16 protein-coding genes are annotated in these 20,152 nt (G+C 60.5%); 8 read left to right on the top strand and 8 right to left on the bottom strand.

Translation table 11 applies throughout. The features are described 5' to 3' along the window. Positions 1–61: 61 nt before the first annotated feature. From RVM24_RS16975 to RVM24_RS16990, 4 genes are read right to left on the bottom strand one after another with little or no spacing between them, the layout of a single operon-like run. Positions 62–1,252, bottom strand: coding sequence for an MFS transporter (locus RVM24_RS16975; RefSeq protein WP_286922511.1), 1,191 nt, complete (start codon positions 1,250–1,252; stop codon positions 62–64). 11 nt (positions 1,253–1,263) lie between these two features. Beyond that, on the bottom strand, positions 1,264–1,659 hold the full coding sequence (locus RVM24_RS16980; RefSeq protein WP_008176749.1) for an ectoine synthase: 396 nt from the start codon (positions 1,657–1,659) through the stop codon (positions 1,264–1,266). A 50-nt stretch (positions 1,660–1,709) separates the two neighbouring features. Then, positions 1,710–3,140 carry a GTPase/DUF3482 domain-containing protein gene (locus tag RVM24_RS16985; protein WP_286922512.1) on the bottom strand — a complete coding sequence of 477 codons (1,431 nt, stop codon included), beginning with the start codon at positions 3,138–3,140 and terminating at the stop codon, positions 1,710–1,712. Continuing rightward, positions 3,137–4,549 (bottom strand): DUF2868 domain-containing protein, encoded by a 1,413-nt coding sequence (locus RVM24_RS16990; protein WP_286922513.1) that lies wholly within the window; start codon positions 4,547–4,549, stop codon positions 3,137–3,139. Before RVM24_RS16990 ends, RVM24_RS16985 begins: the two co-directional genes overlap by 4 nt. 83 nt (positions 4,550–4,632) lie before the next feature. On the opposite strand from RVM24_RS16990, the gene RVM24_RS16995 reads away from it, so the two are divergent. After that, the gene (locus tag RVM24_RS16995) at positions 4,633–4,992 is read left to right on the top strand and encodes a DUF6164 family protein (RefSeq protein ID WP_061331364.1); all 360 of its coding nucleotides are present in this window, start codon (positions 4,633–4,635) and stop codon (positions 4,990–4,992) included. Here RVM24_RS16995 and RVM24_RS17000 read toward each other — a convergent pair. After that, positions 4,969–5,889, bottom strand: a complete 921-nt coding sequence (locus RVM24_RS17000; RefSeq protein ID WP_431474428.1) for an alpha/beta hydrolase fold domain-containing protein — start codon at positions 5,887–5,889, stop codon at positions 4,969–4,971. The two genes, RVM24_RS16995 and RVM24_RS17000, sit on opposite strands and share 24 nt — an antisense overlap. A gap of 471 nt (positions 5,890–6,360) precedes the next feature. On the opposite strand from RVM24_RS17000, the gene RVM24_RS17005 reads away from it, so the two are divergent. From RVM24_RS17005 to RVM24_RS17035, 7 genes are all read left to right on the top strand, one after another. Next, positions 6,361–7,773 (top strand): sigma-54 interaction domain-containing protein, encoded by a 1,413-nt coding sequence (locus RVM24_RS17005; RefSeq protein ID WP_431475413.1) that lies wholly within the window; start codon positions 6,361–6,363, stop codon positions 7,771–7,773. Positions 7,774–8,094: 321 nt separating this feature from the next. Then, positions 8,095–9,180 carry a TRAP transporter substrate-binding protein gene (locus tag RVM24_RS17010; protein WP_061331363.1) on the top strand — a complete coding sequence of 362 codons (1,086 nt, stop codon included), beginning with the start codon at positions 8,095–8,097 and terminating at the stop codon, positions 9,178–9,180. A gap of 76 nt (positions 9,181–9,256) precedes the next feature. Beyond that, entirely contained in the window at positions 9,257–9,871 is a 615-nt protein-coding gene (locus RVM24_RS17015; RefSeq protein ID WP_208622815.1) for a TRAP transporter small permease subunit, read from the top strand. A 15-nt stretch (positions 9,872–9,886) separates the two neighbouring features. Next, positions 9,887–11,257 carry a TRAP transporter large permease gene (locus tag RVM24_RS17020; protein ID WP_106694539.1) on the top strand — a complete coding sequence of 457 codons (1,371 nt, stop codon included), beginning with the start codon at positions 9,887–9,889 and terminating at the stop codon, positions 11,255–11,257. Between the two features lie 57 nt (positions 11,258–11,314). Beyond that, complete coding sequence (locus RVM24_RS17025) at positions 11,315–12,094, top strand: 3-hydroxybutyrate dehydrogenase (protein WP_286252896.1); 780 nt, start codon at positions 11,315–11,317, stop codon at positions 12,092–12,094. Positions 12,095–12,110: 16 nt separating this feature from the next. After that, positions 12,111–14,099, top strand: coding sequence for an acetoacetate--CoA ligase (locus RVM24_RS17030; RefSeq protein WP_431474429.1), 1,989 nt, complete (start codon positions 12,111–12,113; stop codon positions 14,097–14,099). A 444-nt stretch (positions 14,100–14,543) separates the two neighbouring features. Next, positions 14,544–16,787 (top strand): NADP-dependent isocitrate dehydrogenase, encoded by a 2,244-nt coding sequence (locus tag RVM24_RS17035; protein ID WP_138437347.1) that lies wholly within the window; start codon positions 14,544–14,546, stop codon positions 16,785–16,787. A gap of 96 nt (positions 16,788–16,883) precedes the next feature. Here RVM24_RS17035 and ybaK read toward each other — a convergent pair whose 3' ends face one another. The 3 genes from ybaK to RVM24_RS17050 are packed head-to-tail and all read right to left on the bottom strand — an operon-like array spanning position 16,884 to position 20,141. Next, positions 16,884–17,354 carry a Cys-tRNA(Pro) deacylase gene (gene ybaK / locus RVM24_RS17040; RefSeq protein ID WP_106694170.1) on the bottom strand — a complete coding sequence of 157 codons (471 nt, stop codon included), beginning with the start codon at positions 17,352–17,354 and terminating at the stop codon, positions 16,884–16,886. Positions 17,355–17,411: 57 nt separating this feature from the next. Further along, a complete protein-coding gene (locus tag RVM24_RS17045) occupies positions 17,412–18,716 on the bottom strand; it encodes a DSD1 family PLP-dependent enzyme (RefSeq protein ID WP_431474430.1) in 1,305 nt (434 codons plus the stop codon). 6 nt (positions 18,717–18,722) lie between these two features. Further along, the gene (locus RVM24_RS17050) at positions 18,723–20,141 is read right to left on the bottom strand and encodes a D-arabinono-1,4-lactone oxidase (protein ID WP_431474431.1); all 1,419 of its coding nucleotides are present in this window, start codon (positions 20,139–20,141) and stop codon (positions 18,723–18,725) included. Positions 20,142–20,152: the final 11 nt, after the last annotated feature.

Raw genomic sequence — 20,152 nt, forward strand, 5'->3', positions numbered from 1 at the left:
CCTTGCTTGAGCATGGGGCTTAACGGCTTCCATACGATGTTTGTTTGCTGACAGATGATACTCAGGCCGGTCGACGGCGCAGATCCAGAGTAAAGGCTATGGGTAACACCAGCAGGCTGTACCCTACCATCACCATGATGGCGTGGCGGATATCCCCGCTCCAGTCGGCAATCAGACCGCCGATCATGGGCACTGAAAACGCCAGGGTATAACCCACCAGAAACGTGCCGGCCGACAACCTCCCGGTTTCCTCCGAGCGTACCAGCAGTGGTGGCAGCGCAACCAGCAGAATCAGCAGGATACCGGCAACAAAACTCATCAGGGTGGCGCTGAATATGGCTGGCCACCCCTCAAGGACAATGGTGCCGCCGGTGCCGACAATACTGAGCACCGCCATCAAGATGATCATGCTGCGCTTACCTACCCAGAATCGGGCCATCTTGAGCATCAGCAGCGAGGCCACCACTTGCGCAAAGTTATACCAGAAAAGCGCGTCTGCCAGCTTCTCAAAATGCCCCTGCTGTGCCAGCAGGTTCCCCATGTAGGCGTTAAGGCCAAAAAACATGGAGCCGGACAAGCCCAACAGCAGGCCAATACGCAGGGTCAGCGGGTTTTTCCAGTCTGGCAGCCAGGCGCTGCGGCGCACCGGCCGTGCCAGGTCCCGCTTGGGCAGAAACAGGGCTGCGGCAACCAGAAGTGCCGGTAACGACCACGCCAGTAGCGTGGCGCGCCAGCTGTTATCCAGCAATGGCATGAGCACCGGTAATGTGATGCCGGCACCAATGAATTCGCCCATCAACATGCCGTTCATGTAGATGGCAGAGCCGATGGCCAGGTGATGGGGCGCCAGCCAGCGTGGCAGCAAAGCCGGTAATGCCGGTTGCATCATGGCGACGCCGAGCCCCATGACCGCGCTGGCGAGCATCAGGGTGAAGGTGTCTGGCACCAGGCCGCGGCCCGCAGAGCCGATCACCATGATCACCATGGCCATGGCCAGGGTGTTTCTGGGGCCGATGCGGGAAATGGCCAGGGAGCCAGGCATGGCGCCAATGGCCAGCATCAGGATGGGTAAAGTGGTGAGGGCGCCAGTCAGGGCCTGCGTAAGCGCCAGTTCATCTGAAATAAATGGCGCCAGTGGCGGTGCCACCAGTACCGGAATTCTCAGGTAAACACCGGCCAGCCAAAGCAGCACCGCCACCGGCAGCAGCCTGGCTGGCGATGGCGGTGCAGTTGTTGCCGAAGGGGTTGTCACGACCAGCGGGTTCAGTCTTCGCTGGTGTCGGGCAGGTAGGCGCCGTCTTCGTCGTGTACTTCGCGGCCGGTGACCGGAGGGTTGAAGGCACAGATCAGGCGCATGTCTTCGGTGCCGCCGTACAGGGTATGCTGGTCGTGCTTGTCGAGTGCATACAGGGTGCCGTCGGTGATCTCGTGGGTTTCGCCGGTGGCCTTATCCAGAATTTTGCCGTTACCGGCAACGCAGTAAACCGCTTCCAGGTGATGCTTGTACCAGAGGTTCAACTCAGCACCGGCGGGAATAATGGTTTCGTGGAACGAGAAACCCATGCCGTCTTTTTTCAGCAGCATGCGGCGGCTGGTCCAGCCTGGGCCGGTGACTTCGCGCTCGGTACCGATAATGTCTTGCACTCGTACAATTTTCATTCGCATTCCTCATTGTGTGATGGAATAGCCGTACAGTATAAACATGCCGGTTAAGGCCGATTCAACCGCCAATCGTCGTAAACCATCATGGCATGCTCAATGGCGGTTGCCAGAATCTGTCGTTGCGGGTGGCCGAGAGATTTTTGCTTGCGACAACGGTCGAAGGCTTTCTGGATCTCCCGGCGACTGTGTTTATCAAGCCGCTCCAGCCAATGCTGATCGGCTGGTTCCAGCTCCAGCAGGTCCCGTCCGGCGTGGTTTCGGTGACTGATGTGCCACCAGTGATCTACTGCCCTGCCCAATACAACATAGCCGAACTGGCTGTCCTGTACGGGGCCGAACGTGGCGCTTTTCAAACCGTCTTTCAGGGGGCCGATGTTCAGTGCCGGGAGCAGCAGTCGGTCACCGTAAAAGTAGCTGCCGGCGGCACCGATCAGCCCACCCACCAGGGCTCCGGTGCCAAGGGAGGTGCCGAAGGTCGCGGCGTCAATGCCGGCACCCCCGACCGCTCCCGCACCAAAGCCGGCCCCGGCCAGATACTTCTTGCTGACCGCCCAGTGTTTCCGGGTGTCTTCGGAGAACAGGTCGTGCTGGTTGGCCCATTCCAGCTCTGCCTCCTGGCGCTGGATACGTTGATGCTGGTACAGGTGTTCAATGTTCACCCGCAGGGTCTGTTCGCGCTGGCGCTGATGCCGATACCAGCGGTCCCGCAGGGTTTCAGCCAGGGAAGCATCACTGATGCTGGCCACCTGATCCAGGGTGAGTGTGCGCTTCTCCTGATAGGCCATCATGTCTTCCAGGGCTCGCGCGATCAGGCCGGCGGCCTGGTGGCGGCGCTGTTGTCGTTGCTGGGCCAGCAGGTCGGTGGCCCGGGCGAGGGTCTGCTCCCAGTCCGGTTCAAGCTGTCCGAAGGCTTTGAGCAGGCTGAGATGCTGCTCGAATGGGGCGCGAACGGCGTCGAACTTGCGGACAACCTGAAAGAACTGGCCGAGTGCGGCCTGCCAGGTATCGCTGTAGTCGTCATCACCTATGCTGTTGATCAGGGCCAGGCTTGGCCGGCCAGTCCAACGCAGGATGGTCATTTCAGCCTCGTGCTCGGTACTGTAGGGCACGGAACCATCCACCACGTAAATGATCCCGGCGCCTTCGATAACGGGTGTCAGCAATTCGCATTCATCCACGTAGCGATCGTCGCCCTGGTGCTGGAGCACGAACGCCCGGACGGTTTCCGGATGGTCGGAGGCCGACAGGCTGTGGGCCTCCAACCACTGCAGTACCCGCCGGGGTCGCTGGAAGCCGGGGGTGTCGACCAGGGTGTACAGCTGCTGGCCATCAACACTGAGCGGGTAGGCCTGTCGGGCCCGGGTGGTGCCCGGTTCAAGGGCAATGGCGATGGCGTCGTTCTGGGACAGGGTGGCCACCACGCTGGACTTGCCTTTGTTGGGATGGCCGACCACGGCGAAAACCGGCTGCTGGCTCATGGGCGTTCGGTTCCGGTCTGGTAGGGGTTATCCGGCACGGACGGCAGCACGGTGACCTGGGCAAAGCCCGCCGGTAGGCGCTCGGTAAATCGCAACCAGGGTTGGATCAAGTGGTCGGCTGGTGCGCGGTTGGCGTCGGAGGCCAGCGGTAGCACCAGTACACGGGTATTCCCTGGCCACTGCTCCCGGGCATGGTCCAGGAAGTCGTGCAGCTCGCCGGTGGGGGGTTCCCAGCTGCGGGTAACCACCATAACGCTGGGTTCCGGGTTCTCTGACAGGGCCTGCGCCAGGGTTGCCAGCACCCGGTCATCCTCTTCCAGGGAGGCGCGCCCCCCGGCCTTTAGGATCTGGGTCTGGTTACCAAGCAGTTGTTGCGGTAACTCCGGCTCACCGGCACCGGCCCAACAGACAATATGGTCCGTGTCTGATAGTTCGACGGTCCGGGCCCGGGTGGTGGTGTCGGGGAGGTCGTCGGCGTCGTTGTGCTGGTTGCCGGTGTCCAGGGTCGGGGTTTCCATACGCCAGGCCAGCGCTTGCATGCCGGGATGCTGTTGCAGAATCCGGCGGGCCTTGTGGGTGATCAGCCAGTGGCTGAAAGCCAGAAGCATTAAGCGGGGCACCAGCACCCAGGTTAGCCACAGCATGACGACAAATGGCCACCATTGGCCCCATTGCGCCGGAGCTGTGCCGGGGCTGTCCGGCGCCGCCCGGAAAAACCGCGTGGCCTCGACCAGTTCCTGGGACGGCACAGCCGCCGGCCACAGCCAGCCCCAGGGGGTGGCAAGCGCCTGCACCAGTGTGTGATACCCGCCGGCGGCCGTGTCGAGTGTGGTGCTCCAGCCAAAGGCCAGGTCTTGAATCACAAGCAACACCAGCAGGGTCAGTAGCCCGGTGGTGGCGAACGCGGTGCCGCCGGCGTGGGCGGCACGGGCCATCAACAGCGGTTGCAATTGTGCCAGGGTTTGCCCCGGCAGTTGCGGCTGCAACCGCCGTTGCAACCAACCCCAGGGCTGCCAGCCGGCAACCGCCTGGACGGTGGTTGCGGTAGCCAGCAACAGCTGCAGCAGCACAAATGCCACGAACACCGTGATATTGATGCGCTGGCCGCCATCGTAGAACAGCAGGCCGGCCATGGTAATCACCCCAAACAGTGCCCCGGCTGCGATAAAACCACGCTGAATCCGTTGCCACTGCAACTCGAGCTTGTGGTTCGCCTGGCTTGCCCTGCCGGGGCCGCTGAGTCGCTGCATGTGTGCCAGCCAGGCCGCTGCGTCGGGGCGAATGCCCTGCTGTTCGCAGTCCAGTGCAAAACGCCGGTCCCGGCGGTGCAGAAAGGCGGGGGCTTGCTCCCTGTCGCGCTGGATGCGGTCATCAAACTCCAGCAGCAGACGAAGGGGGTGGTGGCTCATGCAGAATCCTGTTGCATTCGGTCGGTTATGCTTTCCTGCTAGGATATAGCCAACAACGCCCGTTAAGCCAGCCGGAACGCCCTATGCCCCACCACCTGATGAACCTGCGTAACGTACCCGACGACGAGGCCGACGATATCCGCGCCCTGTTCGAAGAGCATGAGGTGCGCTATTACGAAACACCACCCAGCCGCTGGGGCATCAGCATGGGCGGTTTCTGGGTGCATGACGATGACGAGGCGGAGCGCGCCCGGGCGCTGTTGGATGACTACCAGGCCCGCCGCCTGCAAGCCCAGCGCGAAGACTACCTGGCCCGTTGCCAGCGTGGTGAAACCGGGCTCTGGTATCAGTTTCGACGCCGGCCGGTCACCTTCCTGGCGGCACTCATCGCCATTGCCGTTATTCTCGGGTTGAGCCTGTTACCGTTCATTCGCCTGGGCTGATTGCGGCCCGGCGCCCTGGCGAGCCAGGAACCGGGCCGCCTGATCGACCGCATTGCCGGCGGTCAGAAAGCTGGTGACATGGCCCCGCAGGCGCATCCGGTAGATCTCGCGATACACCCCCTGGGCATCCAGGGCCTCGGCAAAACGCTCAGCCTGACTGAACGGAACCAGCATATCCATGGTGCCGTGAAACAGGAAAAATGGCGGTGTTGCTGCGCTCACATGGGTCACCGGAGACGCCCGTTGGTAACGATCGGGTTGTTCTTCCAATTCAGCCCCCAGAAGCTGACGCAATAGCCGGCCAGAGCCAAAGGCGGGCAAGTCCGCTGGAAGCCCGCCGGCCACCGCAGCCTTTAGAGCTGTTTCCGGGCCGCCATGGGGCCTGTTCAGGTCACTGTCGGTGCTGGCCACGGTGGCCAGCAGGGCCACCAGGTGAGCGCCCGAGGAGAAGCCGAAGCCAGTGACCCGGGAGGTGTCCAGGCCATAGCGGCCGGCATTCCGGTTCAGCCAGTGGCGGGCGATCTGCAGGTCGTGCAGCTGTGCCGGAAACGTGAAGTCCGGGGCGAACCGGTAATCCACGTTGAGCACGGCGAATCCCTGGCTGGCCAGGGACTCCGCCACCCAGGTCATATCGCTTCGGGAGCGACGCTCCCAACCACCACCATGAGCCATCAGAACTACCGGGGCAGGATCCGTGCGCTCAGGCACGTAGAGATCGGCGTACAGCGGCTCTGGCCAGGTATCCGGTGAATATCGGAGCGAGGAATGAACGGTGAACCCGGTTTCCGGCAGGGTAACGGAGTGTGATGGCGTTGGCTGGTGGCTGGCGCAACCTGTCAGGAACAGGGCGGACATAGCCATGATGGCGCTGATATACCTGACATTACGAACGATCACCCCCTGCCTCCTTAAGGCTTACTAATTACTCCGATGATACGAGCTGCCGCTGAAGATGGATGTTGATGGGGTATGTGTCCGGTTCGCAGGACGCTGTCTGAAAAGCCGGACACGTCTGAGAAGGCCGCATTGCCGGGGATCGAAGATGATTTGAGCCTGTGCATGTCCGGAAATCCGGAAGCTTTCACCTGTTGAATCTGTGTTATTTGAAATTAAATCAATAAAAACAGATGGTTGGGTTGTTGGCACAGGATACGCAAGGGCATGTTTGCCTCCCGTGAGGCGTTTCCAAAAACAACAAACAAGGAACGATCATGAAACCCATAGTGATCTGGCCCTGATCGAGGCCGAGCTGCCGACTTTCGATTTGCCCCCGGACCGGGGGCTTTCTATACTTCCGTGACTGCGTCCGGAAATCCGGACGCCCAGGGTTGCCCCATGAACCAATTCCGGCCCGTGAGTACGCGGTACATGACCGAGCTGTTTACCGATAGAAACAAGAGTGGTCTGACAAGAGACCTGATAGAAGCGCTGTTTCCCATGTTTGAGGAAGCCAGTGCCGGTGCCATTGCCGTGGACCGGCATACCCGGATTACCTGGATTAACAGCAGCTATTCCCACCTGCTGGGCCTTGGCGACCCGGCCCAGGCAATCGGCAAACCGGTGCGCCAGGTGATACCCCAAACCCGAATGCCGGAGGTGGTGGAAACCGGCAAACCCCTGCTGTTGGACATCATGGAACACAACCAGCAGCAGTTGGTGGTTACCCGGCTGCCCTATTACGACCAGCAGGGTGAGATCGAGGGGGCGGTTGCCTTCGTCCTTTATGATGACCTGCAACCGCTGACGCCACTGGTATCAAAATACCGTCGCCTGCACCGTGATCTCGCCGCCGCCCGCAAGGCGCTGGCGAAGAAGGCCCGGGGCACCCGTTACAGCCTTGGAGACTTTGTTGGTGGCAGTCCCGCTGCCCTGGAAGTCAAACGGCGTGCCCGTCTGGCCGCTGGCCGGGACATGCCAGTGCTGCTGCTGGGAGAAACCGGTACCGGCAAGGAGGTTCTGGCCCAGGCGATCCACGCGGTATCGCCCCGGGCCGACAAACCCTTCGTTGGGGTGAACGTGGCGGCCATTCCGGAAAATCTGCTGGAAGCGGAGTTTTTTGGTGTGGCGCCGGGTGCCTATACCGGAGCTGACCGGCGTACCCGTGATGGCAAGTTTCAACTGGCCAACGGGGGCACCCTGTTCCTGGACGAAGTGGGCGACATGCCGCTGCCGTTGCAGGCGAAACTGCTGCGGGCCCTCCAGGAGGGGGAAATCGAACCCCTGGGTTCAAACAAGGTGGCCAATGTGGATGTTCGGGTCATCGCGGCAACCAGCCGGAATCTGGAATCGATGATTGCTGAGGGCAGTTTTCGGTCAGACCTCTATTACCGCCTGAACGTGCTGGAAATCAACATACCGCCGCTACGGGACCGCTTGGCGGATCTCGGGGTGCTGTGCGAGGCGCTGCTGGGTGAAATCTGCGAGGGCCAGGGGCTGCGGGGGGAAATTACCGATGCCGGGGTGGCGGCTCTTGGCAGCTATGACTGGCCGGGCAATATCCGGGAATTGCGCAACGTGCTGGAGCGGGCGTTGACCATGAGTGAGGATGGCGACCTGCTGGATGCCGATGCCATCTTCAAGGTATTGCCGAGGGCGAGCCAGCGCACTGTGCCGGCCATGGCGCCCAGGCCGGTGCGGCCGCTCGCCCAGACCCTGGCCGAGGCGGAGGCCCAGGCCATCGAGCAGGCGCTGCTGGCCTGCCGGGGTAACCGTACCAAGGCCGCCCGTCTGCTGGGCATTTCCCGGTCGGTTTTCTATGAAAAACTGGCGAAGCTGTCCTGAATCCAAGACATATGTCCTGTTTTTAGGACACTTCACTCCGACCAAGGTCTTGAAGTGTCCGGTCAGCCAGACGCTCCGATGTTTCTGGAATATGGGGAAAAATCATAATTAATTGATAAATAAAGACTTTGTTTGGATGGCACGGTGTCTGCTACAGCCTGAATGCAGGACGTCAGAACAACGCTCGAAAACAACACTGGCGCACATTCGTTGGACCCGAACCGGTCAGTCGCGGTTTCGTGCGTTGTCTGATTCAACTCAGACCAGCCTTTCGGCACCAAGACCGAAAGGTGGATGACAACAACAAGAAGGATCCATTTCATGTCGATCAAGCAAAAGCTCTCGCGTCTTACCTATGGTATTACCGCTGCGGCTGTGATTTCCGGCAGCCTGATCAGCAGCGATGCCCTGGCATCGGAACGAGTCCGTTGGCAGGTGCCCCTGGCATTCCCATCGCATCTGATTGGCCTGACTACCCCGGTCAAACACCTGACTGAGAACCTGAAAGCGGTTTCTGGCGGCAATATCCAGCTTCGTTACTATGAGCCGGGCGAGCTGGTACCCCCGTTTGAAATCATGGAATCCGTCAGCACAGGCAAGTACCCCGCCGGTTACACCTGGGTGGGTTACGATCAGGGTACTATTCCCGCGTTGCCGTTGTACTCTGGCGCCCCCTTCAACATGGAACCCCCTGCCTACCTGGCCTGGTATTACCAGGGTGAGGGCCGCGAGTTACTTGAAGAAATCTACGCCAAACGCAACATCCACCCCATGCTCTGTTCGATCATTGGCCCCGAGGGTGCCGGTTGGTTCGCCAAGCCGATCGAAAGCCTGGATGACATCGACGGCCTGAGAATCCGCTTTGCCGGCATCGGTGGCAAGGTACTGGAAAAGCTGGGTGCATCAGTCACCATGATTCCGGGCGGTGAGCTGTATCAGGCCCTGGAGCGCAAGACCATCGATGCCACCGAGTTCTCCCAGCCGGCCATCGACAAGATGCTGGGCCTGGACCAGATCATCAAGAACTACATCATGCCGGGTTGGCACCAGACTCTGACCACTTCTCACCTGCTGGTGAACAAGGACGTCTGGAACAAGCTCAAGCCTGAAACCCGCGCCGTGATCGAAATGGGCTGCGAATCGGCAACCCTGAAAGGCTTCGCCGAAAGTGAATGGGCCCAGCCCACGGCGCTGCGGGATTACGAGAAGGAAGGCGTAAACGCCCAGACTCTGCCGGAGCCGGTACTGCGTGAGCTGCAGAAAGTCACCAACGAAGTACTGGACGAGATCGCCGCCGGAGACGAAATGTTCCGTCGCGTTCTGACCAGCCAGCGTGAGTTTATGGAACACCACTCCATCTGGCACTCCAAGGGCTACCTGCCCCGGGACTTCTATCAGTACGACTGATACCGAGTCCTGAACCTGTGGATGCCGGCGTTGCCGGCATCCACCCCGAATTTTCCCTGATTATGTCGAGGTGATTGTGACTCACGAGCACGAATCCCCCAAGGCGCCCGTGCCTGCTCAGGCGGGGTCTGGCCTGCCCTACAACCGGTTGTCCTGGTGGCTGGACCGGTTTGTGGCTGGCGTTGGCAAGCTCAGTTCCTGGCTATGGATTGCCGTGCTGGTGGTGGTGCTGGCCAACGTGTTCAGCCGGTTCATTCTCAATGCCGGATCGATCTGGCTTGAGGAATTGTCCTGGCACTTCTTCGGTGCCGCCATGATGCTCACCCTGGGCTTTGCGGTGGTGAAAGACGATCACGTTCGGGTGGACGTGTTGCGGGAACGGTTTTCCCTGAAATGGCAGGCGAGAATAGAACTGGCGGCCATCTTGTTGCTGGCGCTGCCCATCGTCTACCTGATGGTGGAAACCCTGATTCCCTACGCCTACAGCTCTTATGTGTACAACGAGCGTTCCCAGGCCCCCAGCGGCCTGCCCTATCGCTTCATCTTCAAGAGCGTGCTGCCCATCGGCATGACCCTGGTGGGTATTGCCCTGGCTTCCCGGGCCCTGCGTTGCTGCACGCTGCTGTTCCGATTTCCCCGCGAGATTGCCACGCCCGAAGGTGATGGCAACGGCGAACACCCGCATCCGTAACGAGGCACAAGAATCATGGGCTTGGAAACACTTCTGGTTATTGCCATGTTCGCCGCCTTCATGGTGCTGTTGCTGCTGGGTTTTCCAGTGGCCTGGTCATTGGCGGGCATAGGCCTGGTGTTTGCCGTACTGGCGAACTTTCTGATTGAACATTTTGATGCCGACCTCTGGTTCACCTGGAACGGCACCATCGGCGTCCTGGACGCCCGATTGTATGGGGTGGTGGCCAATGAACTGATGGTGGCGCTACCGCTGTTTATCTTCATGGGCATCATGCTCGACCGCTCCGGCATTGCCGAGAGGCTGATGCACAGCCTGGTGCGGGTACTCGGCCCGCTGCGCGGTGGCTATGCCATTACCGTGGTGATTGTCGGTGTGCTGCTGGCGGCCTCTACCGGTATTGTCGGGGCTTCGGTGGTGTTGTTGGGCATGTTGTCCCTGGGGCCGATGATGCAGGCCCAGTACAACAAATCCCTGGCGGTGGGTACGGCGTGTTCCGTGGGCACCCTGGGTATTCTGGTGCCCCCCAGCATCATGCTGGTGTTGATGGCGGATCGTTTGGGCACGTCCGATGCGTCTGTCGGTAAGCTGTTCATGGGGGCGCTGATTCCGGGCCTGATGCTCGGCGCCATGTACATCCTGTACATCCTGATTGCCTCCTTCATCAAAAAGGACCTGGCCCCGGCGCCGAAAAACCGGGAGCCGCTGGATCTCAGGGCGCTTCTCGATGTATTCCTGGCGGTGGTGCCGCCCATGGCGCTGATCATTGCGGTGCTGGGTTCCATTTTCTTTGGCATTGCCACCACCACCGAAGCCTCGGCCGTGGGGGCGTTCGGGGCCCTGCTGATGGCGCTTCTGAGCCGGCGTCTTAACGTCAAGGTACTGCGGGAATCCCTGTACCAGACCAGCCGCACCACGGCCTTTATCTTCGGCATCTTTATCGGCGCCACGGTATTTGCTGCCGTCCTTCGCGGCCTGGGCGGCGATGATGTGATTCGCGATGCCATTACCGGTTTGCCGTTCGGCACCACTGGCATTCTGATCACCGTGCTGTTCATTACCTTCCTGCTGGGCTTCTTCCTGGACTGGGTGGAAATCACCCTGATCATTCTGCCCCTGGTTGCCCCTGTGGTGTTCTCCCTTGGCGTGGAGCCGGTGTGGTTTGCGGTGATGTTCGCCATCTGTCTGCAGACCTCGTTCCTGACCCCGCCGGTTGGTTTCTCCCTGTTTTACATCAAGGGTGTTTGCCCACCGGGGATCACCACACGCCATATCTACCTGGGGGTGCTGCCGTTTATTGCCCTGCAGGTGCTCGGACTGGCGTTGGTTTTCTGGTTCGAACCCCTGGCCACCTGGCTGCCCAACGAAGTCTACGGAGGTCGTTGATATGACCGCCCTGTACAAGACCAATAACAAACCGATCATCAACAAGGAGACAGTGTGATGCGTCTTCACAACCAAGTTGCACTCATCACCGGCGCTGGCCGGGGCATTGGCCGGGCCATTGCTGAGCATTACGCCCGCGAAGGCGCCCGGGTGGCGGTCGCGGACCTGACACTGGAAAGTGCCGCCGACACCGTCGCGGCCATCGAGCAGGCGGGCGGCACGGCCATGGGCCTGGCCATGGATGTCACCGATGAGCAGGCGGTGGACCAGGGGGTTGCTACTATCATTGAGCAATGGGGCCGGCTCGATGTGGCCCTGGCTAACGCAGGCATCCAACACATTGACCCGGTGCATAAACTGGCCTTTGCCGACTGGAGCAAGGTGATGAACGTGCACCTGGACGGCGCCTTCCTGGTGACCCGTGCCGCCCTGCGCCAGATGTACACCCAAGGTGGGGGTACTATGCTGTATATGGGCTCGGTACACTCGGTGGAAGCCTCGCCGCTGAAAGCGCCCTATGTAGCCGCCAAGCACGGCATGCTGGGCCTGTGCCGGGCGGTGGCGAAAGAGGGTGCCGAGCATGGGGTACGTAGCAACATCATCTGCCCCGGCTTTGTACGCACCCCGCTGGTGGACAAGCAGATCCCAGAGCAGGCCAAAGAGCTGGGCATTTCCGAGGAAGAAGTGATCAGCAAGGTGATGCTCAAGAACACGGTGGACGGCAAGTTCACCACCCTCGAAGACGTATCAGAGCTGGCGGTGCACCTGGCGGCCTTCCCGTCCGCCGCCCTCACTGGCCAGTCGATCGTGGTCAGCCACGGCTGGCATATGCAGTAATTTTCTGGAGAGACGGATGAGCAACATAGAACAATCACCGGTTGTCTGGACCCCGAGCCAGGAAACCCTCACCGGTTCCCGAATGGGCCAGTTTCAGGCCTGGCTTGAGCAACAGGGCTTTGGCCCGTTTGCCGATTACCACGCCCTGCACCAGTGGTCGATCACCGAGCTGGATACCTTCTGGCAGAAGATCTGGGATTATTGTGGCCTGGTCTGCGACACCCCCGGCAAGCGGGTGTTGGGCCGCCGTGAGATGCCCGGCGCCGAATGGTTCCCCGGCATGAAGCTGAATTTTGCCGCCAACCTGCTGCGGCTGGCGGACGGCGATCATGCTGATAAAGAAGCCGTGGTGGCCTACTGCGAAACCCGCCTGGTAATGCGCAAGACCTACGCCGAACTGAAAGCCGACGCCGGCGCCCTCGAAGCCTTCCTGCGCAGCAAAGGTATCCAGAAAGGCGACCGAGTGGCCGGCGTGGTCACCAACGGCTACGAAGCCTTGGTCGGCATGCTTGCAGCGACCAGTCTCGGTGCCATCTGGAGCTCCGCCTCCCCGGACTTCGGCATCGGCGCCATCAACGACCGCTTCGGCCAGATCGAACCCTCAGCGTTGATCGTGGTGAATGGCTACGGTTATGGCGGAAAGGTGTTTGCCCGCCAGGATGACTTTGCCGAATTGATCGCTGGCCTGCCGTCCCTGAAAGTGGTGGTCAGCGTTGCGCAACTGCCAGATGAAACCCCGATTCCAGGGGGGATGGTCACCACCTGGGACGACGCCCTGAAGGCGGGCGAAGGCCAGGCCCCCTCATTCACCCCAGTGGACCCGGACCACCCGGTTTACATCCTCTATTCCTCCGGCACCACCGGCAAACCCAAGTGCATCGTTCACGGCACCGCCGGCCTGTTGGTCAACCACGCCAAAGAGCTTATGCTGCACGGCGACGTGGGTCCGGACGACCGCTTCCTCTACTTCACCACCTGCGGCTGGATGATGTGGAACTGGCAGGCCTCCGCCCTGATGACCGGCGCCGCCGTCATTACCGTCGACGGTTCCCCGGGTTACCCGAGCCTTAATTTCCTGTGGGAAACCGTAGCGAAAGAGCGGGTGACCCACTACGGCACCAGCGCCCGCTTCATCGCCGGCTGCCGCAAAGCCGAACTGCAACCGGCCAAAACCCTGGACCAGAGCCACCTGCGCGTGGTCTTCTCCACCGGCTCCCCACTGCTGCCGGAAGACTACGACTGGGTCTATAGTGATGGCGCTCCCAACGTATTACTCGGCTCCATCGCCGGCGGCACCGACATCTGCGGCTGCTTTGTGGGATCAACGCCACTGCTGCCGGTACGAAGAGGCGAAATCCAGTGCCGCTTCCTGGGCGTGGACGCCGTCGCCTACGGCGATGACGGCCAGCCGGTCAGCGAAGGCCGGGGCGAACTCGTTTGCCGCCAACCGCTGCCCTCCATGCCCGTCAGCTTCTGGCAGGATCCGGACGGCGAACGCTACAAAGACGCCTACTTCAACACCTTCCCCGGCGTCTGGGCCCACGGCGACTTCATCGAATTCACCGAGCACGGCGGCGCCATCATCTACGGTCGCTCCGATGCCACCCTCAACCCCGGCGGCGTAAGAATCGGCACCGCCGAAATCTACCGCCAGGTGGAAACCATCAGCGAGGTGAAAGACAGCCTCGTGGTCGGCCGCCAGATCGACGGCGACGTGGAAGTGGTCCTGTTCGTAGTCCCGGCCGACGGCCAGACCGTCACCGACGACCTGATCAAAACCCTGAAAACCCGAATCCGCGAAGGCGCCAGCCCCCGGCACGTACCCAAACACATCGTGGAAGTGCCCGACATTCCCTACACCCGCAGTGGCAAAAAGGTGGAACTCGCGGTGGCCCGGCTGGTCAATGGCTCAAGTAAAGCGGACAACCGGGATGCCCTTGGCAATCCGGAAGCCCTGGACCGGATACGTGAGCGGTTGGTGGAAGTGAAGCTGTTACCGGCGTGATTTCGTTCATTTTGTCGACAAAATGAGCGTGTTTTCGCTTGACTGAAAGCGCGCGGAATACAGCTCGGTAGTTGGATGAGCGTTGGTGGAACGGCCTCCCAAAACTGTGCGGAGCCATGGATGGCGGAGCCCAAGCGCCACAAGGATGTGCCGGCAGGAGCGTGTTTTGGGAGGCCGTTCCACCAGCGCGATAACTCCAAAACCGGAAAACCTGACAAATGTTAGAAAGTTTCGTAAATTCCCGCCATTTCATCGTCCTGTAACCGAAGATCAGGCATTTTTAGTCCGTTCTTATACTAAGATCGTAACCAAAGTTTGGTAAAAAATGCTATCTTAGTAGGTCTATCAAAAGTTCCGAATCAGTCATCGGCATAACCAGCCGTTCACAAGACGCCTGACCGTGCCATGACCGTCCTGAACCCACCCATTTGCCTGAGGACGAAAATGACAACATCCAAAGCCAAGATTGTCTACACACTGACCGATGAGGCCCCCGCTCTCGCCACCCGGTCACTGCTTCCCATCCTGGAAACCTTCGCCAAGCCGGCTGGCATCGACTTTGAAACCAGCGACATCTCTCTCGCGGCGCGTATTCTGGCAGGCTTCCCGGACTACCTCGAAGAAAACCAGCGCGTTCCGGATGCCCTGGCTGAATTGGGTGAGTACACCAAGGATCCGGACGCCAACATCATCAAGCTTCCGAACATCTCCGCGTCCATTCCCCAGCTCCGTGCCGCCATCAAAGAGCTGAACGAACAGGGCTACAAGGTTCCGGAATATAAAGAACACCCGGAAACCGACGAAGAGAAAGAAATCCACGCCCGTTACTCCAAAGTACTGGGCAGTGCTGTTAACCCGGTACTGCGTGAAGGTAACTCCGATCGCCGTGCGCCGGCTGCGGTAAAAGCCTTTGCCCGCAAGTTCCCCCACAGCATGGGTGAGTGGAGCCCGGCGTCCCGTACGCACGTAGCGCACATGCGCGGTGGTGACTTCTACTCCAGTGAGCAATCGGTAACCCTGGACAAGGCCACCAACGCCCGCATCGTGTTTGAGAACAAGCAGGGCAAACAGACGGTACTGAAGTCCGACCTGCCGCTGCAGGAAGGCGAAGTGCTGGACGGCATGTTCATGAGCAAGAAGGCTCTGGTGAAGTTCTTCGAAGACGCCATTGCCGACTGCGAGAAAACCGGCGTGATGTTCTCCCTGCACGTTAAAGCCACCATGATGAAAATCTCCCACCCGATCGTGTTCGGTCACGCGGTGAAGGTTTTCTACAAGGAGCTGTTCGACAAATACGGCGACCTGTTCAAGGAAATCGGTGTTAACCCGAACAACGGCCTGTCTTCCGTCATTGAGAAGATCAAACAGCTGCCGGAGTCCAAGCAGGAGCAGATCCAGGAAGACCTGCACGCGTGCTACGAGCACCGCCCGGAAATTGCCATGGTGGATTCCGTTAAAGGCATCACCAACCTGCACGTACCGAGCGACGTGATTGTCGATGCCTCCATGCCGGCGATGATCCGCAACTCCGGCAAGATGTGGGCCCGTGACGGCAAGCTCAAGGACACCAAGGCGGTGATGCCGGAGTCCACCTACGCCACCATCTACCAGGAAGTGATCAACTTCTGTAAAACCCACGGCGCGTTTGACCCCACCACCATGGGTACCGTACCGAATGTGGGCCTGATGGCGCAGAAAGCCGAAGAGTACGGCTCCCACGATAAGACCTTCGAAATGAAGGAAGACGGCATTGTGCGTGTGGTGGCCGAAGACGGCACCGTACTGACCGAGCATAAGGTTGAAGAAGGCGACATCTGGCGCGCCTGCCAGACCAAAGACCTGCCGATCCGTGACTGGGTCAAGCTGGCGGTTAACCGGGCCCGCTCCAGCGGCACGCCTGCGGTGTTCTGGCTGGACGATGAGCGCGCCCACGATGCCCAGCTGATCAAGAAGGTTGAAAAGTACCTGGCCGAGCTGGACACCGACGGTCTGGAAATCCACATCAAGTCTCCGGTTCGCGCCATCCGCTGGACCATGGAGCGCCTGATTCGTGGTCTGGACACCATCTCGGTAACCGGCAACGTGCTGCGGGACTATCTGACCGACCTGTTCCCGATTCTGGAACTGGGCACCAGTGCCAAGATGCTGTCCATCGTTCCGTTGCTGAACGGCGGTGGCCTGTACGAGACCGGTGCTGGCGGTTCTGCGCCCAAGCACGTACAGCAGCTGATCCAGGAAAACCACCTGCGTTGGGATTCCCTGGGTGAATTCCTGGCCACGGCGGTGTCTCTGGATGAGCTGGGTGAGAAACAGGACAACCAGCGGGCCCGTCTGCTGGGCCAGACCCTGGACAAAGCCACCGAGCGCCTGCTGGAAAATAACCAGTCTCCGTCTCGCGTCACCGGTGAGCTGGATAACCGGGGTTCCCACTTCCACCTGGCTCGTTACTGGGCGGAAGAGCTGTCAAAGCAGGATGATGACAAGGAGCTGAAAGAGTTCTTTGCCAAGTTGTCGAAACAGCTGGAAGAGAACAAGGACAAGATCTTGGAGGAAATGACCGTGGTGCAGGGCCACCCGGCCGATATCGGTGGTTACTACCACCCGCCCATGGAGAAGGTGTGTGAGGTGATGCAGCCAAGCGCGACCTTCAACAAGATCCTGGCCGATGCACGGGACTCCGTGAAGTAAGGCCAGCAGTTCAGCCGGCCGGAGCCTGCTCCGGCCGTGATTGACAAAAACCGGGTTGCCCATGGTCGCCCGGTTTTTTTGTGCTTGCTCCTGCGGTCAATCCTGCTGCAGAGGCACTAACAGGCCATTGGTCAGGCGTGCCAGATCGTCCGGCGTCAGCTCTATCTCGAGTCCACGTTTGCCGGCGCTGACGAACACCGTCGGGAAGTGGTGGGCGGTGCTGTCGATAAACGTTCGGAGCCGTTTTTTCTGGCCCAGAGGGCTGACACCACCCAGCACATAACCGGTGGTTTTCTGGACCAGCTGTTTGTCCGCCATCGTGGCTTTCTTTGCCCCGGCGGCCCTTGCGATCTGCTTGAGGCCCAGCATGGCGGTGACCGGTACAATGCCGACCGCCAGTTCCTTGTCATCCAGGCTCACCACAAGCGTCTTGAATACTTGCTCCGGCGCCACACCCATTTTCGCCGCTGCTTCACCACCGTAACTCTCGGCCGCCGGATCGTGGTCGTACTCATGTATGGTGTAGTTCACTTTGGCTTTTTTGGCCGCGAGAATTCCAGGGGTCATGCCGGGTCCCGTATTGATCGATGGTGGACGGAATTAAAGCATGCACTGCCGGCGACGTCATCCCTCTGGCAGCACCGGCCAGTAACGGGAAATCTCCCCCAGTCTGGCATCGAAAACGGCGAGTTCGCCGAACTGCAGAAACACAGACTCGCTCTGATGCGGCCTCAGGAATACCCAGTCGTCTTCCTGCAGTGGCACCCCGGCGGCCAGGTTAAGCATCTCCTGATTACTGGACCGTCCGAACACCGCGTTGGTTGTCAGCCCCGCCGGTGACACCGGCCGAGCCTTCCAGTTGCCCCCGTAAATGAAGACCGCCCTGGCCCGGTTGGGGTTCCACAATCGCTGCAGTCGGCCAAGGCCCGGTGTGCCGGGAATCCGGTTGGCTTCCTGCAGTTTCAGCACCGGAGTGGCAATGAAAGCTGCAGGCTGGTGGCCCGCCAGGGTGGCCAGGTCGAAATCCGTGGGCATCACCAGGCCGGAGCCGGCCGCCAGGTCGTTGGCGGTAATGGTGTTGGCCCGGCCCTTATATAACTGGTACGTGGTGGAGCCTCCGGTGTTGAAGGTGAGCCCTGCCAGGTCACGCCCCAGGGTGTTCCGGGCCAGTGAAACATACCGGTTGTAACGGGCCATGGCCTTTTGCCACAACCAGTCCGTCGGCCCCGGTGCTTTCACGATATGGGGTTCATAACCCATAAAACCGCTGAAGCTCAGCCAGCGGGATTGCTCTATGTCCAACAGCGCCCGGGATAGCAGCTGATCATCGTTGAACCCGCCCCGGTGCAGGCCGATATCCAGTTCCAGGTTCACCCGCATAGGCTCGTTCCGTTGCCGGGCCAGTTGCTCGTATTGCGCCAACCGGCGTGGAGAGTCGATCAGCCATTGCAGTTGCTGTCGGGGCTGGAAGTCGTTCTGGTCAGCCTGGTGCCGATCATAGAAACGGACAGCCGCCGCGACCGGTAACGGTTTGCCCAGCAGAATGTCGGCGTCAGGGATGGAGCTGGCAATCTGGTTGAGGAAGGGCTGGTGAAACAGCATCAGCCGCCGGGTGCCGGTCTTGGCCATCACGTGCTCCAGTAAGGGCACCGAAGGTAGGGATTTCACCACAATCCGGTAGTCGAAGTCGTGGCCAAGGTGTTGTAGCAACACCTGAATGTTGTGGTCCAGGCGTTGCTGGTCAATCACCAGGGTGGGTGTGGCCAGCCCGCTGGCATCCAGCGCCCGGGACAGGGCGCGGAAGTAGTCTGAGTGGCCATCGCGAATAGCCGGGGGCCGGAGCCATGCGGCTGTACCCAGGCCGCCGGCCGCCACCCCGGCCAGAATGAGTTTGCGCCTTTGCTGACGGAACGCTTCGCTGTGAGCCATGGTGGGTTATCCGTGGGAGGTATTGTCGCTGAAAAGGCCGGCCAGGTAAGGGTTCAGGAAACGGCCGTTCGGGTCGAGACTTTTCCTTACTTCACAGAATGCCTGCCATTTCGGGTACTGCGCCTGGAATTCAGCGGCGGTAAGCGTGTTCAGCTTGCCCCAGTGAGGCCTGCCACCATACCGGCGGAATATCGGCTCCACTGCGGCAAAGAGCGGCTGGTAGTCATCCTCGAAAAACCGGTGGACGGCGATGGATACTGAATCCCGCCGATAGAATGGGCTGAGCCAGGCATCATCGGCTTGCACAAAGCGCACCTCGAAGGGAAAGAACACCTCCGGGAAACGGTTTTCAACCAGATCCACCACCTCCCGGAAGGCCTTTTGCCAGTTTTCTCTGGGCAGGTGGTACTCCATCTCATTGAAGCGCACATTGCGGTCACTGGTGTAGTTCTGCCAGGACGGCGCCACCTTCTGCTCCCGGGCCAGGGTGCGCATATAACCCCCGAGAATCAAGCGCCGCAGCCTGGGGGACCAGGCCAGGTAGTCGCGGGCTTTCTGCAAATCCCGCACGCCGTCGTTCTGGTCCAGTGCCGGGGTTGCCGAGAGGGGTTCGTCCGTCAGGTCGTGGGTGCTGGTGAAACCCATGCCGGAGAACGGAATGTAATAGAACTCAAAATTGCGATGCTGGTCTGCCAGGGTGTCCGCCGTTGCCAGAATGTCCTCGATGGGCAGCCATTCGGTGGTTTTCCGGAGCCGATATGGGCGGGTATTTTGCAGGGTGACGTCAGTCACAATGCCCAGGCAGCCCAGCCCCACCCTGGCTGCCTGGAACAGGTCCGGATGCTGGGTCTGGCTGCACTCGATACGCTCGCCATTGGCGGTGACCAGTGTCAGCGCCGATACGTAGCCAGACAAGCACATCAGCTTGCTGCCAGTGCCATGGGTTGCAGTGGCCAGAAGGCCCGCCAGGGATTGCTGGTCTATATCGGGCATGTTGAACAGGGCCTGGTCAATCGCTTCCAGGGGTTGGCCCAGTTGCCCGAGCAGGGTGCCGGCGGCCACCTTGGCCTGGCACCGGCTGTCATCATGCCCCAGAACGCCGCTCAGGCGAGCCATGGATACCAGAATGCCGTCGGTGGGTACCAGGGCGGAGAATGAATGGCCAGAGCCAACGGGGCGAACGGGCAGGTGTCGATGGTTTGGGGCGGCAAGGAGTTCCTGCAGCTCGGTGACGCTCCGGGGGGCAACACGCATGGCAGGGACCGACTGCTGGGAGCCAGACCAGTTACGCCAAGGCAAAGGGGACTTGCTGCCCCCGGCGTTGCTTTGTGCCTGTGCCGGCGCTTGCTGTGCTGCCTGCAGCGACAGGGTATGCCCGACGATGGCGGTACTGACCAGCAATTGCAGAAAATGCCGTCGTTCCATATGAATCTACC

It is taken from the genome of Marinobacter sp. KM021 (assembly GCF_050707965.1).
GTDB lineage: Bacteria > Pseudomonadota > Gammaproteobacteria > Pseudomonadales > Oleiphilaceae > Marinobacter > Marinobacter shengliensis.

Bases quoted from the DNA above. Each gene is read 5' to 3' on its own strand.
- RVM24_RS16980 (WP_008176749.1), bottom strand. From the start codon at position 1,659: ATGAAAATTGTACGAGTGCAAGACATTATCGGTACCGAGCGCGAAGTC.
- RVM24_RS16985 (WP_286922512.1), bottom strand. From the start codon at position 3,140: ATGAGCCAGCAGCCGGTTTTCGCCGTGGTCGGCCATCCCAACAAAGGC.
- RVM24_RS16990 (WP_286922513.1), bottom strand. From the start codon at position 4,549: ATGAGCCACCACCCCCTTCGTCTGCTGCTGGAGTTTGATGACCGCATC.
- RVM24_RS16995 (WP_061331364.1), top strand. From the start codon at position 4,633: ATGCCCCACCACCTGATGAACCTGCGTAACGTACCCGACGACGAGGCC.
- RVM24_RS17005 (WP_431475413.1), top strand. From the start codon at position 6,361: ATGACCGAGCTGTTTACCGATAGAAACAAGAGTGGTCTGACAAGAGAC.
- RVM24_RS17010 (WP_061331363.1), top strand. From the start codon at position 8,095: ATGTCGATCAAGCAAAAGCTCTCGCGTCTTACCTATGGTATTACCGCT.
- RVM24_RS17020 (WP_106694539.1), top strand. From the start codon at position 9,887: ATGGGCTTGGAAACACTTCTGGTTATTGCCATGTTCGCCGCCTTCATG.
- RVM24_RS17025 (WP_286252896.1), top strand. From the start codon at position 11,315: ATGCGTCTTCACAACCAAGTTGCACTCATCACCGGCGCTGGCCGGGGC.
- RVM24_RS17030 (WP_431474429.1), top strand. From the start codon at position 12,111: ATGAGCAACATAGAACAATCACCGGTTGTCTGGACCCCGAGCCAGGAA.
- RVM24_RS17035 (WP_138437347.1), top strand. From the start codon at position 14,544: ATGACAACATCCAAAGCCAAGATTGTCTACACACTGACCGATGAGGCC.
- ybaK (WP_106694170.1), bottom strand. From the start codon at position 17,354: ATGACCCCTGGAATTCTCGCGGCCAAAAAAGCCAAAGTGAACTACACC.
- RVM24_RS17045 (WP_431474430.1), bottom strand. From the start codon at position 18,716: ATGGCTCACAGCGAAGCGTTCCGTCAGCAAAGGCGCAAACTCATTCTG.
- RVM24_RS17050 (WP_431474431.1), bottom strand. From the start codon at position 20,141: ATGGAACGACGGCATTTTCTGCAATTGCTGGTCAGTACCGCCATCGTC.